Origin of the sequence: Pontibacter saemangeumensis (genome assembly GCF_039541895.1) — a bacterium.
Classification (GTDB): Bacteria; Bacteroidota; Bacteroidia; order Cytophagales; family Hymenobacteraceae; genus Pontibacter; species Pontibacter saemangeumensis.
In genome coordinates this window covers 464,020-479,066 of record NZ_BAABHC010000029.1, presented here as the reverse complement: position 1 = coordinate 479,066, position 15,047 = coordinate 464,020, and the positions used below count along the sequence as shown (strand labels likewise).

Below are 15,047 nucleotides of genomic sequence, written 5' to 3'. Positions count from 1 at the left end.
GCAGCGCCGGAGCTGGCAGGCCCTGGCACAACCTGAGAAGGGGTTGAAAAGGAGTGGCCTGTCTACACAATAAGAGCAATGACAATGGAAGAGCAACTGGAAAAGCAGAGATTATCTGACGATGAATATATAAAGGAGCGAAGTGATTTCCTCCGCGGCACGATCAAAGAGAGCCTGAAGAATCCGCTGACGGGTGCGTTGCACCCTGACGATGTGAAACTGATCAAATACCACGGCTCCTATCAGCAGCACGACCGGGACCTGGAAAGCGAGCGGAAGCGTCAGAAACTGGAGCCTTTGTACCAGTTCATGGTGCGGGTGCGCGTGCCGGGGGGCATTACGCGGCCGGACCAATGGCTGATCCTGGACGAGCTTTCTGACAAGTACGGTAATGGCACGATGAAGCTGACCACCCGGCAGTCCTTCCAGTTTCACGGCATTCTGAAGCGCGGCCTGAAGCCTACGATCAAAGCGATAAACGATGCGCTGCTGAGCACCATCGCCACCTGCGGCGACGTGAACCGAAACGTGATGTGCAACCCCAATCCGCACCAGTCGCAGATACACGAGGAGGTATATGAGATGGCCGCCCGCATGAGCGAGTACTTCACGCCGAAAACCACCGCCTACCACGAGATATGGCTGGACAAGGAGAAGGTGAGCGGCACCCCGGATTTTGAGCCGCTTTACCATGAAACCTACCTGCCCCGCAAATTCAAGATCGCGCTCACCATTCCGCCGCGAAACGACATCGATGTGTTCGCCAATGATCTGGGCCTGATTGCGATTGAGGAAAACAACGAGTTGATCGGCTTTAACGTGTGTGTGGGCGGGGGCCTGGGCAGCACGTTCGGTGAGAAAGCCACGTATGCGCGCCTGGGCGATGTGATCGGTTTTGTGCCGAAAGACAGGATAATGGAGGTGGCCGAAACCGTGATCGCCATCCAGCGGGACTACGGTAACCGGGCCGACAGGAGAAACTCCAGGCTGAAATACACCATCGACAAGAGAGGGCTGGAGTGGTTCGTGACTGAGCTGAACACACGCATCGGCTGGGAAATCGAAAGCCCGCGCGCCTTCCGGTTCGATACCAACGGAGACCGGTACGGCTGGTTGAAGGGGACGAACGGCAAGTGGTTTTACACCCTGTTTGTGGAGCACGGCCGCGTGAAAGACGAGGAGGGATATGAGCTGAAAAAAGCGTTGCGGGAAGTGGCCCTGGTGCTCAACGGCGACTTCCGCCTTACCGGAAACCAGAACCTGATCATCGGGAATGTGGAGGAGGCGGACAAAATGCTCATCGAGCATATCCTGACGCAGCACGGGGTGCTCAACCATCCTAAACTCACAGGCCTGCGGCTAAGCTCGATGGCCTGCGTGGCTCTGAACACCTGTGGCCTTGCCTTCGCGGAGTCAGAGCGCTACCTGCCTTCGCTCATCGACAAGCTGGATGTGATCATGCGGAAAAACGGCCTTGAAACGGACGAGATCAACATCCGGATGACGGGCTGCCCGAACGGCTGTGCCCGGGCATCGCTGGGGGAGATCGGCTTCGTAGGCCGCGCCGTCGGACGCTACAATCTCTATCTCGGCGCAAGCCATAACGGGGACAGGCTGAACACTTTATACAAAGAGATGCTTTCCGAAGAAGCCATTATCGAAGCGCTGGAGCCCATCCTGACAGCTTATGCGCAGGAACGGGAACCACAGGAGCATTTCGGCGATTTCGTTATCCGGAAGAAGATAGTGGAGGCGACTGACCGCCCCGTCAGAATCCTGGCCTGATCTGAGGGCGAAAGCACGGGGTATATAGAGCCAGCACCGCCATAACAAAGCGAGGGCATCCTGAAAAGGGGCCCTCGCTTTGTTTTGGGGATACGGGGCGGCTGCCTGCTGGGCCGGGTCCAACCACCCCTGCCCCCTCCTTGTCTAAGGAGGGGAATCTTCTTCTACATTAGCAGAAGATAGTAGGTGTGGCTATGGCTTCTGTTGGAGAAAGCAAAAACGCACATAAATGCATCATGACTAAGGGAGTATAAAACTCCCCTCCTTAGACAAGGAGGGGCAGGGGTGGTTGGACACGGTATTAGGTCATTTGATCGAATGGTGCGCTCCACTATTTGGCAAAGTTACCCACGTTAAGCAAGAGCCATATATGCCATAGCCAGACCACGGCATATATCAATTATCGGAATCGATGTAATACTGCAGGTTCTCTTTCGTGATGATGTCCAGCGGCAGGTACTTGATGGGGTTGTTTTTCTTCCGGAAGATCAGGTGATCCGCCAACGCCTGTATGCCCCAGTAGCCTTGCCCTTTCGGGTTCTGGTTGATCAGGAAATCGATATGGCCGGTTTCCAGGTGCTGGATGTTCTTGCCTATCAGGTCATATCCGACCAGGCTGACCTGCTTTCTCTTTTTTTGCTGCAGGTACTCCGCAATGACATTCACCCGGGAAGTCGTCACGAAAACGCCCTTGATAGTCGGCTCATTCTTAAACAGTCTGTCCAGTTGCTGGGCGATGGTTTTGCCCGAATTGCTCTGAAGGTCAACGGTCACAATGTGGTGGCTGTCCGTGAGGCCTTGCTGCGCAAAGTAATCCTTGAAGCCCTGCTCCTTATGCAGCAGGTGAGACGAGTTCTGGACATCTTCCTCGATATGGGCCACCACAAGAGTAGCTTTTTCCCGGCAGCCGTAATGTAATAGCTTTCCTGCCAGCAGCCCGCTTTGGTACGAGTCCTGGCCAATGTACATGAGCGGCGCGTAATCAAGGATTTGCGTGTTGAAGAGCACAAAAGGGATACCCTGGCGCTTCCAGTTATTGAAGTAAGCCAGCGACTGCCGGTAAAAGATAGGTGCTACCAGGATGCCATCAAAAGCGGCTGTGGCTATTTTATCCGCGGCCGCCGAAAAGGACTTCGCCTCATAGGGGTCAAAAATAAAGGGCGTTACCCGCAGGCCGTACTGCTGCAGCTCTTCCACCGCCTTCTCTATGCCATCCTGCGGTGCCTGCCAATAGCTGTCAACAGCAGGGTCAGGGATAAGGGCGGCGATGCGGCAGGATTTGTTGCTGACCAGCGCACGCGCCAGCAGGTTAGGCTTGTATTTCAGCTCTTTGGCAATGCGCAGCACCCGCTGCCGCACGTCATCAGCCACCCGTCCGCGGTCATGCAGCACACGGTCCACGGTTCCTGTCGACACGTTCGCTTTTTCGGCAATATCCTTTATCCTGATAATTCTGTCCACGTATTGTAATGCCCTTTATATATGATGCTGGCCTGCTTCTGTTCTCGCGACGGTCAAAATAGTAAATTAAATACGCATCCGTAACTCCTGCGTGAAGATTCCTCTAAACAGGATCAGGCCCAAGGAAAACGGCTTTAGAGCAACTCCCTCAGCACAGGCTATTGCACGATGACGTTGGTGGTGCCACCGCCAGCCAACGAGAGGTTAACCGGGGCGTTCGTTTGCCAGGCACCGGCCGTGAAATCGGGCATGTCGATGGAGTTGGAGCGGTTCGCCACCGACCACTCGCTCAGCAGGCCGACTGCCGTCCAGGAGGCCGCGTCATATACGTCCTGGTCGAGCGGCAGGCCGTTGCGCAGGCAATCGATCAGGCGCCAGTCCATCATGAAGTCCATGCCGCCGTGGCCGCCGATCTTTTTGGCCATCTCCCCGATCCGCTTCACGATCTCGGGTGTGTACTGCGCCTCCAGGGCCTTTACTTCTTCCTCGGTAAGCCACCCTTCGTGGCTGCTGGCGATCTTCTGCTCCGGCCATTTGCGCGCCATGCCTTTTGTGCCGCTCACCAGGTGTATCCGGGAGTAGGGGCGGGGCGAGGTCACGTCATGCTGGATCATCATCGTCTTGCCTTTCTTCGTGCGGATGGTGGTGGTGTTCATGTTGCCCCGGTACGTGTCCTGCACAAACGGCTTGTAAAAAGGATCTCCCTCGGCGCGCTTCTTCGCCTCCTCAAACATCTGGAAGTCGTCGCTTTGCACCGCCGTCAGGTAATCCATCGCATCGCCGCGGTTGATGTTCATGACCTGGCAGATCGGGCCCAGGCCGTGGGTGGGGTACAGGTTGCCGTTGCGGGTCATGTTCTCCTTCAGGCGCCACATATCCTGGTAGCCTTCCTTCGAGAAGTTCAGGTCCACCAGCTGATGGATATAGGCGCCCTCGCCGTGGATGATTTCCCCGAAATACCCCTGGCGGGCCATGTTCAGCGTCAGGATCTCGAAGAAGTCGTAGCAGCAGTTCTCCAGCATCATGCAGTGCTTTTTGGTGCGCTCCGACGTCTCCACCAGCTGCCAGCACTCCTCCATGCTTACGGCCGCAGGCACCTCCGTGGCGGCGTGCTTGTCGTGGTCCATGGCGTACACGGCGATGGGCGTGTGCAGGTGCCAGGGCGTGGTGATATAGATCAGGTCAATGTCCGTCCGCAGGCACATTTCCTTCCAGGCGTCTTCACGGCCCGAGTAGAGCGTGGGGTTGTGTGCGGTGCCCGCTTCCTGCAGTTTCTTTTTCACCGCCTCGGCCCGCTCGGGCAGCAGGTCGCAGAGCGCCATGATCTCTACGCCCTCGATGCGGCTCATGCGGTTCACGGCCCCCGGCCCCCGCATGCCCAGCCCCACAAACCCGATGCGGACTTTCTCAAGCTTCGGGGCGCGGTAGCCGCTCATGTTAAAGCGCTGTGTGTGCTTGCGCTTGGCCTGCTGCGCAATGGTGGCCATGTTCGACTGCTGCTCTGCCGTGGCACAGCCTCCGAGCAGGCCCGAACCGGCGATGCCCAGTCCGGCCAGGCCCGTAATCTTCAAAAAATCTCTGCGGTTATTGTTCATGGGTATGCGCTGTTAATGATTTATATGCGGTTGGGACGTGTCAGGTGCTGTGAGCGGATATAGGTAAAAAGCCTGTCTGTAGCGGGTGTTGATTTTCTATATAAACCTCATCCCGCCAAAAAAAGCAGGCAAATGAAAGTCGGGTTGCGGGGCTTGTATGGGGCTCCAGGCCACGAAATGCGGCTCCGGCAGCTCATCCCCGCACTTATAGAAATTGGCCCTGGCCTGTGTGCCTTTAAAATCCGTGATCGTATGCCCCGAGAACACGGCAGCGGGTATGGCCAGTGTCAGTTGCCAGCTCACCTGCTGCGAATCCGGGGCGACTTCCTGCAAATCGCCCGCGTGCCTGATCTGTGCGATGGCGCTTTCTGAGAGCAGTTGCCGATCCTCCCTGCTTTGGCCAAAGCCCGCCAGGCAGGTGCCCAGGCTGTTGAACTCCAGGTTGTAATACTGCGGCTCGCCATCGAAAGCGACGAAAAACTCCACGCAACTGTCTTTGTACACCGGGTCGTTGGTGTTCAGGTACAGGGCGCGCACGGTGTTTTCCCGCACATAGTACTTGAGAAAGAGGCAGTCGCGGTTGTAAGCCGCAGCGAAGCGCACCTCCGGTGTTTTATAGTCCGTTGGCCAGGGCGTTTCAGCAAGGGCGTGTTGCGGGAGCGTATCCAGCGTCTCAGAGACAAGCGAAAGCGGGCTGTCTATAGAGAGCTGGTTTACCTGTGGGACGTCTAGGTTCTTCATGGTTTTTTCCGGAATCTTTTAGTGCGATGAAAGTGTCTGCCACATATTATCCGGATACACACCCTCCCGTAGCAGGCGGCGGATGTTTCGCACGGCCACGGCCTTGTCCTCCGGGTATGTAACCCCAAACCATCTCTCCGGTGTCTGCAGCACTTTCACTCTGGCTGCGCCGGATTTGACCATCTGGTCCACCACCGCCGGCAGGTAGAATTCTGCGGTTGGGTTTGAGCTGTTGCGGGTCAGAAACGCTTTGAACTCCCGCTCAAAATGGGGGAAGACAGAGGGCTTGAACGCCATCAGGTTCATCGAAACAAGCGCATCGCCTTCTAAAAAGCGTGCCTCCGTGCCCGGATCCTGCACCGCGATTCCGTCAGCTGTGCGGGCGATATGGGTGAGTTCGGTTACTGATTTCAAATAGCCGTTTTCGTCCAGCGCGCACAGGCCTCTGGAAACCGCTCCGTGCTCCGACAGCGTGTTCTCCAGTTTAAAGCCCACCAGGCCATATGCAGCCGCCTCGGTGCTGCTCTTCAGGAAGTCCGCCACAAGCTTAAACGACTGGTACCCGTAAAAATCGTCCCCGTTGATGACCGCGAACGGCTCGTGAAGCTGGGAGGCCGCCACCCACACCGCGTGTCCGGTGCCCCAGGGCTTTACCCTGTTTTCGGGAACCGTGAAGCCAGCGGGCACCATCTCCGGTTCCTGGGCAACGTAGGCAATGGGCAAATCATCCGGAAACCTGCGGCGCATGGCGGCTTTGAACGCCTCCTCCATCGACTTCCGGATAACAAAAACAACTTTCCCGAACCCAGCCCTGAAAGCATCGTGCACAGAGTAGTCGATGATCGTTTCGCCGTTCGGCCCAAAGCCATCCAGTTGCTTCAAACTCCCATACCGTGTCGCCATGCCGGCCGCTAATACAAGTAAGGTGGGTTGCTTCTGCATGTGTGGACACTGCGTGATTTTATGTTAAGAAAACCGGGGCGGAATAGCTGCGCTGTATATGGCTATGTGATCGCGCCACAGAATTGGTGCTGATTAAGGGTCATGGCTGCTCGCTGTGATGACCGGCCTGATAAAAATAGAAATAAGAATCTGAAAAAGCAAGGCCAAAGTATATGAGTTTACGAACACGCAGCGTGTTTGCACGTTAACGCAGTTGTAGAAAGATAGTCTGGGCCTGCATTTTATATAGAAGATTATTCCTTTCATCCTGCCCTGCCATCGTTAGCAGGTGAGGTATATATGATGCGTTCTGATTTGCAGTGTTAGCGTTTTTATAAAAATATATATACCTTAAAATCAATTGGCAGCGAAATCGACTTTCTAAACGCAGTTGCTGGAAGGGCGTAAACTGCTAGCCGGCATCAGGTAAGGCAGTTCACTGCATGCTTATTTTATATATAGCCTGCGCCGCGCGCAGTTGGGATGTCGCTTTTAAAGCGCCGTCGGCTTCGACGCTGATTATTGCCTTTTACAGGCTTTAGATGCTCCGGCTTGGAAGAGGCGGGGCCATGCTGTGCCGCGTGCCCGGTTTCTTTACCGCTTGCATACGGGCATTCTTGTGCTGCAGGGGGGGATTTCTGAGTGACAAAGCGCTTGTAGAGCTGTCCTTTTTATCAGGCGCGGCAGCGCAGGCAGGCGCTTGATTTTATATATACCACTACCATTAGCTCTATATAACTATGAATGTAAAACAGATTTCCAGGAACTGCTTTTCCGGGCTGCTGCTTTTCGTGTTGGTGCAGGCCGGTGCCCCGGTTGCCGCCCAAACGGTAAGCCTGGAGCAGAAGTGGGAGACGCCCACCACCCTCAAAGAGCCGGAGTCGGTGCTGTACGATGAGGCCAACGAGGTGCTCTACGTCTCCAACATCAACAACCCGGCCGGCGGCAAGGACGGCAACGGCTCCATCGGCCGGGTTTCCCTGGCCGGCGAGGTGCAGGACGTGGAATGGGTCGTGGGCGGCATGGACTCCCCGAAAGGCCTGGGCCTGTCGAAGGGCCTGCTGTACGTGGCCGACCTGACCAGGGTGGTGGTGATCGACACCAAAACGGGCAAAGTGGCGCGCACCATTGAGGTGGAAGACGCTGGCATGCTCAACGACATCACCGTGGACGCGCAGGGCGTGGTGTATATCTCCGACTCCGACAAGAAGCGGGTGTACCGGCTGCGCGGCAACAAGGCGGAGGTGTGGCTGGAGAAGGCCCATTTTCAGAAGCCCAACGGCCTGCTGGCGCACCAGGGCAGGTTTTACCTGATGGACATGAACGCCGGCGTCTTCTACGAGGTGGACAAGAAAAGCAAGGAGCTGCGCACCATCGCCGAGGGCCTTGTCGGCGGCGACGGCATCGTGCCGCTCGGCGAGGGTTTCATCATCTCCGACTGGAACGGGGCGATCAATTACGTGTCGGCCGGCGGGCAGGTGGAGAAACTGTTAGACACAAAAGCAGACAAGGTAAACGCGGCCGATATCGCCTATATCCCCGCCCGCAACCTGCTGCTGGTGCCCACCTTCTTCGCCAACAAACTGGTGGCCTACGAGGTGAAAGCGAATAAATAAATCTCAAACCGGCCTTCTCCGGGCAACACTCTAAAACCAGCAGGGATCCCTATGGCAGTACTCTATCTGCTCCTCAGCGTGGCACTTATCATTCTCCTGACGACGCGGCTCCAGGTGCACCCCTTCCTGGCGCTGTTCCTGGTGGCCGTGCTCTACGGTTTCCTGACGGGCATGCCGCTGGCAGCCATTATAAAATCCATCAACGAGGGCTTTGGCGAGACGCTGGGCAAGATCGGCCTCATCATCATCTTCGGGGTCATCATCGGGGTCTTCCTGGAGAACTCCGGTGGCGCCTACACCTTGGCCGAGAAAGTGCTGCGGATGGTGGGGCAGAAGCGCGTAACGGCGGCGATGGGCATCATCGGGTACTTCGTCTCCATCCCGGTATTCGCTGACAGCGGTTTCCTGCTCGTCTCGCCGCTCAACAGGAGCCTGTCCAAGAAGGCGGGCATCTCCCTGGCGGGCCCCGCCGTCGCCCTCGGCCTCGGCCTGACGGCCACCCACACCATGGTGCCGCCCACGCCGGGGCCTATCGCCGCCGCGGGCATCCTGGGGGCCGACCTGGGCCTGGTGATGCTGGTGGGGCTGCCCATCAGTGCGCTGGCGCTGGCGGTCGGGCTGCTGTACGCCACCGGGTACGCCGCCAAAACCTACATCGACCCGAACCCGGAGGTAACGGAGGAAGAGGTAAACCAGCGGCTGAAAACCGCGCCCGGTGCCCTGAAGGCCTCTGTGCCCGTGGCGGTGCCCATCCTGCTGATCGTTGTCCGGTCGCTCCTGCTGAATTACGACACTGCCCTGAGCCCGCCTGTATACAACCTGCTTGCATTCCTGGGCGAGCCCGTGGTGGCCCTCTGCATCGGCGCCTTCCTGTCCCTGACGCTCCCGAAGAAGTTGAAAAAGGATATGCTCTCCGCGCAGGGCTGGGTGGGCATTGCCCTGAAAGACGCAGCCTCTATCATCCTCATCACCGGGGCGGGGGGCATTTTCGGGAAGATCCTGCAGAACTCCGGCATCGCCGCCACCCTGGGCGAAACGCTGGCAGATATAAACCTGAGCATCTGGCTGCCCTTCCTGCTGGCGGCGGCAATCAAGACGGCGCAGGGCTCCTCCACGGTGGCCCTGATCACGACGGCCTCGATCATCCTGCCGATGATGGGCTCGCTCGGCTTTGAGACGGAGCTGCAGAAAGCCATGGTGGTGGTCGCCATCGGGGCGGGCTCCGCGGTGGTGTCGCACGCCAACGACAGCTTCTTCTGGGTGGTGACGCAGATGTCGGGCATGAAGGTGCGGACGGGCTACAGGCTCTATAGCCTGGGGACGCTGGTGCTGGGCCTGTCCGCCGCGATTTTCCTGTTTATAGGCTACCTGCTCCTCACCTGATATATAAAACAGTGGTTCGAACTATATATACCAACAGATGAAACTATACAGAACACAAGAAGGCATCCTGATCGAAAAAGACAAGGCCCTGTACCCGGTCAGGGGCCAGCAATGGGACGAGTTCCTCAACGATGACCGGCTCTATGAGAAGATGCAGGAGGTGACGCAGAACGTGGCGCCGGACCCGGACGCGGGCGTACTGCTGCAAAATCTCCTGGCACCGGTGCAGAGCCAGGAGATCTGGGCGAGCGGCGTGACGTATTTCCGCAGCAAGGAGGGCCGGCAGGAGGAGTCGAAGGGCAGCGGCGGCGGGGAGTTCTACGCCATGGTGTACGAGGCGGAGCGGCCGGAGCTGTTCTTCAAGTCCACGGCCTACCGGGCGGTGGGGCCGGGCGGCAACGTGCGCATCCGCCGCGACTCCACCTGGGACGTGCCCGAGCCGGAGCTCACCCTGGTCATCACCTCCTCGGGCAGGATCGTGGGCTACACCATCGGCAACGACATGAGCTCGCGCAGCATCGAGGGCGAGAACCCCCTGTACCTGCCGCAGGCCAAGACCTACGACGGCAGCGCGGCGGTGGGCCCCTGCATCTACGTGACGAAAGACCCGCTGCCATCGGACACGCTCATCCAGTTGGAGATCCTCCGGCGGGGCGAAAAGGTGTTCGAGGGGGCGATCGAGATCGCGCAGATGAAACGCAAGCCCGAAGAACTCGTCTCTTACCTGTACCGGGAGTGCAGCTTCCCCCACGGCAGCCTGCTCATGACCGGCACCGGCATCGTGCCAGAAAGCGATTTCACCCTGCAGCAGGGCGACGAGGTCCGGATCACGATCGGTCCGATCGGCACCCTGGTCAACTACGTGCAGTAAACGCAGCAGCAGCCTTATATGTGTTGATGTGGAGGACGAAGAGGAATGAAAGGAATATAGAAGGCGCTTTAGTCGGCTCATGCTGGCGCGGATCTGCAAAAACGTGTCATCCTGTATATGGTGCAGGTTTTCAAACTTGTATCCTGGCATGAAGTCGGGTTGAAAGCGAGAACGGGTGCCATATATGGATGAAACAGTCCAGTTTTCGGAGCGCCAAAAAAGATGCTATGACAGCAGTATATAGACTGCTACTTAATTTAGATTATATCATACAGAAAAAACGATGGAGTTAACAGGTAAAAATATCATTGGAGATACCCTGGCGGGAGAGGGAAACGAAACTTTCTTTGCGGTGAACCCGGCAAGCGGCAGCGAAATAGAGCCGGCATTCACCGGGGCCAGCACCGAAGAGATCAACAATGCCATCCGCAAAGCCAGCATTGCCTTCCAGGTATATAAAAACAAATCCGGGAAAGAGAAAGCCGGACTGCTGGAGGCGATCGCCGAGGAGATTGTGGCGATTGGCGACGGGCTGATCACCCGCTGCATGGAGGAGACCGGCTTGCCTGAGGCGCGCCTGACAGGGGAGCGCGGCAGAACCGTGGGCCAGCTGAAACTGTTCGCCCAGCTGCTGCGCGAAGGCTCCTGGGTGGATGCGCGTGTGGATCCGGCGGACCCTGAGCGCAAGCCGCTGCCCAGGGCCGACATCCGGAGCATGCTGCGGCCGCTGGGCCCTGTGGGCGTGTTCGGGGCGAGCAACTTCCCGCTGGCCTTCTCGGTGGCGGGCGGCGACACGGCCTCTGCCCTGGCCGCCGGCTGCACCGTGGTCGTGAAGGCGCACCAGGCGCACCCCGGCACCTCCGAAATGGTGGGCCTGGCGATACAGCGGGCCGTGCGGCGCTGCGGCATGCCGGAAGGCACCTTCTCCATGGTGCAGGGCGCCTCCATCGAGGTGGGGCAGGCCATCGTGCGGCACCCCATGATCAAGGCCATTGGCTTCACGGGGTCGTTCCGGGGCGGCAAGTCCCTGTTTGACGAGGCGAGCAAACGGGAGGAGCCTATCCCGGTGTATGCCGAAATGGGCAGCACCAACCCGGTCTTTATCCTTCCGCGCGCGCTGCGGGAAAGGAAGGAAGCCATTGCCAAAGACATGGCCGCCTCCGTAACGCTGGGTGTCGGGCAGTTCTGCACATCCCCCGGGCTGATCTTCCTGCAGCGCTCGGAGGAGGAAAAGCAGTTCACGGGGCTGCTGTCCCAAAGCATCGGCGACATGGACGGCGGCGTGATGCTGACGCCGGGCATCCGGGGCAACTATGAGAAGGGCATCGAAAAGCTGCGCCGTGTAAACGGGGTGGAAGTGCTGGCGAAAGGAAAGGAAAACGCCACCGCCTGCCATGGCACGGCCTACCTGCTGCACGCCCCGGTCCAGGCCTTTTTAGAGGAGGAGGCCCTGGAGGAGGAGGTGTTCGGGCCGTCCACGCTGGCCGTGACGGCGCAGCACAAAGATGAACTGCTGCAGGCTGCCGAACGGCTGCGCGGCCACCTCACCGTCACTGTGCACGGCACCGAGGAAGACCTGCTGGAGAACCGGGACCTGATCAGCATACTGGAGCAGAAGGCCGGGCGTTTGATCATCAACGGCTACCCGACGGGCGTGGAGGTAGGCTATGCCATGGTACACGGCGGCCCCTACCCGGCCACCACGGACAGCCGGACAACCTCTGTCGGGGCGGCGGCGATCATGCGCTTCGCCCGGCCCGTTTGCTACCAGGGCTTCCCGATGGCGTTGCTGCCCGACGAGCTGAAGGACGGAAACCCGCTGGGTATCTGGCGGCTGGTGAACGGCGAACTGAAGAAGGATTGATTTCCGGAATTCTAAGCCTATACGGACTTAAGCGCAAGTTGTGCTATATATAGAACTAATGGTTTCTTGTCAGCCGATAACCCACCCCCGCCCCTCCGAGGAGGGGAATTTCAGCAAGAGTAATTTCATTCCCCTCCTCGGAGGGGCAGGGGTGGGGCTTGTGTAAAAACGAAAGTAAATCTTAACCAGGTTTATATATAAACTGCCGGTGCAAGCGCAACAGCGGCGGCAAGCAGGGCATCTACAGGACAAGCATTTTAAAGCATTCAAACTTTTTACCCATATGGCATCAGACAAAGACATAACATCAGATAAAAAGCTAAGAAGTTACGACTGGTTCGGCAAGTCCGACAAGATGGGGTTCGTGCACCGCTCGTGGCTGCGCAACCAGGGCTACCCCGACGATTACTTCACGGGCCGGCCGGTGATCGGTATCTGCAACACCTGGTCGGAGCTGACGCCCTGCAACGGGCACCTGCGCGACTTTGCCGAGATCGTGAAGCGGGGCGTGGTGGAGGCCGGCGGCTTCCCGCTGGAGTTCCCGGTCACCTCGCTGGGCGAGACGATCATGCGGCCCACCACCATGCTCTTCCGGAACCTGGCCGCCATGGACACCGAGGAGACCATCCGGGCCAACCCCCTGGACGGGGTGGTACTGCTGACCGGCTGCGACAAGACAACGCCTTCCACTTTGATGGGCGCCTGCAGCGTGGACCTTCCGACTATTGTGGTGCCGGGCGGGCCCATGCTGAGCGGCCGCTACAAAGGCGAGTGCGTGGGCTCGGGCTCGTTCAACTGGCTGCACAAGGAGAAGCAGAAAGTGGAGAACTACTCTGATGCCGAGATCCATGAAATGGAGATCGGGGCGGCCCGCAGCCAGGGCCACTGCATGACGATGGGCACGGCCTCTACTATGGCCTGCATGGTGGAGGCGCTGGGGCTTACGCTGCCGGGTGCGGCGGCTATCCCCGCCGTGGACTCCCGCAAGAAGGTCATGGCCCAACTGTCCGGGCGAAGGATCGTGGAGATGGTGAGAGAGGACCTGAAGCTCTCCAGGATCCTGACCCGGCAAGCCTTCGAGAATGCCATCGTGGTGAACGCGGCCGTGGGCGGCTCCACCAACTTCATCATCCACCTGCTGGCGATTGCCGGACGGCTGGGCGTGGAGCTGAGCCTGGAGGAATTTGACGCCATCGGCAGCAAGATCCCGCTGCTGCTGAACCTGAAGCCCTCCGGCAAGTACCTGATGGAGGACTTCTACTATGCCGGAGGCCTGCCGGTGGTGCTGAAGGAGATGCGGCAGTACCTGCACAACGAGGCGATCACGGTGAACGGCCGCTCGATTGGGGAGAACAACGCGGAGATAAATTGCTACAACTCCGATGTGATTGCCCCCGTGCAGGAGCCGCTGCAGCAGGAGGCGGGCATCGCCGTGCTCAAGGGGAACCTCTGCGAGGACGGGGCCATCATCAAGCCCTCCGCCGCCACGCCGGCCCTGATGAAGCACCGCGGGCGGGCGGTGGTGTTCGAAACCATCGAGGACTACCACCAGCGCATCGACGACCCGGACCTGGATGTGGACGAGACCTGCGTGCTCGTGCTGAAAGGGGTGGGGCCGAGAGGCTACCCCGGCATGCCGGAGGTCGGCAACGTGGACCTGCCGGAGAAGATCCTGCGGAAAGGCATCCGGGACATGGTGCGCATCTCCGACGGCCGGATGAGCGGCACGGCGGCCGGCACCGTGGTGCTGCACGTGTCGCCGGAGTCGGCGGTGGGCGGCACGCTGGCTATCGTGCAGAACGGCGACATGATTGAGCTGGACGTGGAGAAAAGGCGACTGCACCTGGATATAAGCGACGAGGAACTGCAGCGCCGCAAAGCGGCCTGGATACCGCCGGCGCCCATGGCTACCCGTGGCTACGTGAAGCTCTATATAGACCACGTGCAGCAGGCCCACCTCGGCGCCGACCTGGACGTGCTACAGGGCGGCTCCGGCTCAGAGGTGACGCGTGATTTGCATTGAGGTTTGAGGATTTATATATAGGAGCAGGTTGTTGATGGCCTGCTCCTATTATTTTATATAAACCAGACCTAACAACTGGCCAGTCTACCTTTATCCATAGTGCAGATAACTTTAAGTCTAAGTATATCAGCAAGTTATTTCTAAGCTCAGGAACAATGATTAATAGTCAATTTCAGGAAATAAAAACTGATCGGTTGCTTTTGAGAAAATTAAGGTACTCAGATTGGAAAGTGATTTCTTTTTTACGCTCCGATGAGACCGTGAATAGATATGTGGATAGGCCAAGAGCGGAGTCACAGGAGGAAGCAAACAATTTTATAAAAAGAATTAATGAAAATGTTGACCTGCACAAATCATTTTATTGGTGCATTTCACAGCTCGGCAATAATGAAATGATCGGAAGTATTTGCCTTTGGAATATTTCAGAGGACCGGAAATCAGCAGAAGTGGGATATGACTTACACCCTCACTTCCAAGGATGCGGAATAATGAGTGAGGCATTGAAAAGTATTTTGCATTATGGTTTTAACAGCTTGAATTTAGAAAAAATAGAAGCTTTTACCCATTGTAATAATGAAAGTTCACGAAGGTTATTGTTAAAGAATAACTTTGTTTTGGTTGAGGACAGGAATGACGATGACAATGAAAACAATGTGATTTATGTGATTGAAAATAATCAAGCCAGGAGCTGACAACACCTTTACGGTAGCTGCGCCACCGCAAAGTCCAGTACATTATGCCTCATTGTAAAAAGACAGACAACTAA

11 protein-coding genes are annotated in these 15,047 nt (G+C 57.7%); 7 read left to right on the top strand and 4 right to left on the bottom strand.

What is annotated here, in order from left to right; all coding sequences use genetic code 11:
* The first annotated feature begins 84 nt into the window (after positions 1-84).
* Entirely contained in the window at positions 85-1,785 is a 1,701-nt protein-coding gene (gene cysI / locus ABD920_RS20305; protein WP_345161694.1) for an assimilatory sulfite reductase (NADPH) hemoprotein subunit, read from the top strand.
* A 396-nt stretch (positions 1,786-2,181) separates the two neighbouring features.
* On the opposite strand, the gene ABD920_RS20300 is transcribed toward cysI, so the two are convergent.
* The 4 genes from ABD920_RS20300 to ABD920_RS20285 all read right to left on the bottom strand — a co-directional run bounded on the left by ABD920_RS20300 (position 2,182) and on the right by ABD920_RS20285 (position 6,485).
* The gene (locus ABD920_RS20300; protein ID WP_345161692.1) at positions 2,182-3,246 is read right to left on the bottom strand and encodes a LacI family DNA-binding transcriptional regulator; all 1,065 of its coding nucleotides are present in this window, start codon (positions 3,244-3,246) and stop codon (positions 2,182-2,184) included.
* 158 nt (positions 3,247-3,404) lie between these two features.
* Complete coding sequence (locus tag ABD920_RS20295; protein WP_345161690.1) at positions 3,405-4,841, bottom strand: Gfo/Idh/MocA family oxidoreductase; 1,437 nt, start codon at positions 4,839-4,841, stop codon at positions 3,405-3,407.
* A gap of 96 nt (positions 4,842-4,937) precedes the next feature.
* Entirely contained in the window at positions 4,938-5,582 is a 645-nt protein-coding gene (locus tag ABD920_RS20290; RefSeq protein WP_345161688.1) for a carbohydrate-binding family 9-like protein, read from the bottom strand.
* Between the two features lie 18 nt (positions 5,583-5,600).
* Positions 5,601-6,485 carry a nucleotidyltransferase family protein gene (locus ABD920_RS20285; protein ID WP_345161686.1) on the bottom strand — a complete coding sequence of 295 codons (885 nt, stop codon included), beginning with the start codon at positions 6,483-6,485 and terminating at the stop codon, positions 5,601-5,603.
* A 779-nt stretch (positions 6,486-7,264) separates the two neighbouring features.
* Between ABD920_RS20285 and ABD920_RS20280 the strand changes: the two genes are divergently transcribed.
* The 6 genes from ABD920_RS20280 to ABD920_RS20255 all read left to right on the top strand — a co-directional run bounded on the left by ABD920_RS20280 (position 7,265) and on the right by ABD920_RS20255 (position 14,973).
* Positions 7,265-8,140 carry an SMP-30/gluconolactonase/LRE family protein gene (locus ABD920_RS20280; protein WP_345161684.1) on the top strand — a complete coding sequence of 292 codons (876 nt, stop codon included), beginning with the start codon at positions 7,265-7,267 and terminating at the stop codon, positions 8,138-8,140.
* 51 nt (positions 8,141-8,191) lie between these two features.
* On the top strand, positions 8,192-9,523 hold the full coding sequence (locus ABD920_RS20275) for a GntP family permease (protein ID WP_345161682.1): 1,332 nt from the start codon (positions 8,192-8,194) through the stop codon (positions 9,521-9,523).
* 37 nt (positions 9,524-9,560) lie between these two features.
* Positions 9,561-10,394, top strand: a complete 834-nt coding sequence (locus ABD920_RS20270) for a fumarylacetoacetate hydrolase family protein (RefSeq protein ID WP_345161680.1) — start codon at positions 9,561-9,563, stop codon at positions 10,392-10,394.
* 283 nt (positions 10,395-10,677) lie between these two features.
* Positions 10,678-12,258: an aldehyde dehydrogenase (NADP(+)) gene (locus tag ABD920_RS20265; protein WP_345161678.1), complete on the top strand. Its 1,581-nt coding sequence runs from the start codon at positions 10,678-10,680 to the stop codon at positions 12,256-12,258.
* A 283-nt stretch (positions 12,259-12,541) separates the two neighbouring features.
* Positions 12,542-14,281 carry an IlvD/Edd family dehydratase gene (locus ABD920_RS20260; RefSeq protein WP_345161676.1) on the top strand — a complete coding sequence of 580 codons (1,740 nt, stop codon included), beginning with the start codon at positions 12,542-12,544 and terminating at the stop codon, positions 14,279-14,281.
* Between the two features lie 155 nt (positions 14,282-14,436).
* Positions 14,437-14,973, top strand: a complete 537-nt coding sequence (locus ABD920_RS20255; protein WP_345161674.1) for a GNAT family N-acetyltransferase — start codon at positions 14,437-14,439, stop codon at positions 14,971-14,973.
* The last annotated feature ends 74 nt before the right edge of the window (positions 14,974-15,047 follow it).

Bases quoted from the DNA above. Each gene is read 5' to 3' on its own strand.
- cysI (WP_345161694.1), top strand. From the start codon at position 85: ATGGAAGAGCAACTGGAAAAGCAGAGATTATCTGACGATGAATATATA.
- ABD920_RS20295 (WP_345161690.1), bottom strand. From the start codon at position 4,841: ATGAACAATAACCGCAGAGATTTTTTGAAGATTACGGGCCTGGCCGGA.
- ABD920_RS20290 (WP_345161688.1), bottom strand. From the start codon at position 5,582: ATGAAGAACCTAGACGTCCCACAGGTAAACCAGCTCTCTATAGACAGC.
- ABD920_RS20285 (WP_345161686.1), bottom strand. From the start codon at position 6,485: ATGGCGACACGGTATGGGAGTTTGAAGCAACTGGATGGCTTTGGGCCG.
- ABD920_RS20280 (WP_345161684.1), top strand. From the start codon at position 7,265: ATGAATGTAAAACAGATTTCCAGGAACTGCTTTTCCGGGCTGCTGCTT.
- ABD920_RS20275 (WP_345161682.1), top strand. From the start codon at position 8,192: ATGGCAGTACTCTATCTGCTCCTCAGCGTGGCACTTATCATTCTCCTG.
- ABD920_RS20270 (WP_345161680.1), top strand. From the start codon at position 9,561: ATGAAACTATACAGAACACAAGAAGGCATCCTGATCGAAAAAGACAAG.
- ABD920_RS20265 (WP_345161678.1), top strand. From the start codon at position 10,678: ATGGAGTTAACAGGTAAAAATATCATTGGAGATACCCTGGCGGGAGAG.
- ABD920_RS20260 (WP_345161676.1), top strand. From the start codon at position 12,542: ATGGCATCAGACAAAGACATAACATCAGATAAAAAGCTAAGAAGTTAC.
- ABD920_RS20255 (WP_345161674.1), top strand. From the start codon at position 14,437: ATGATTAATAGTCAATTTCAGGAAATAAAAACTGATCGGTTGCTTTTG.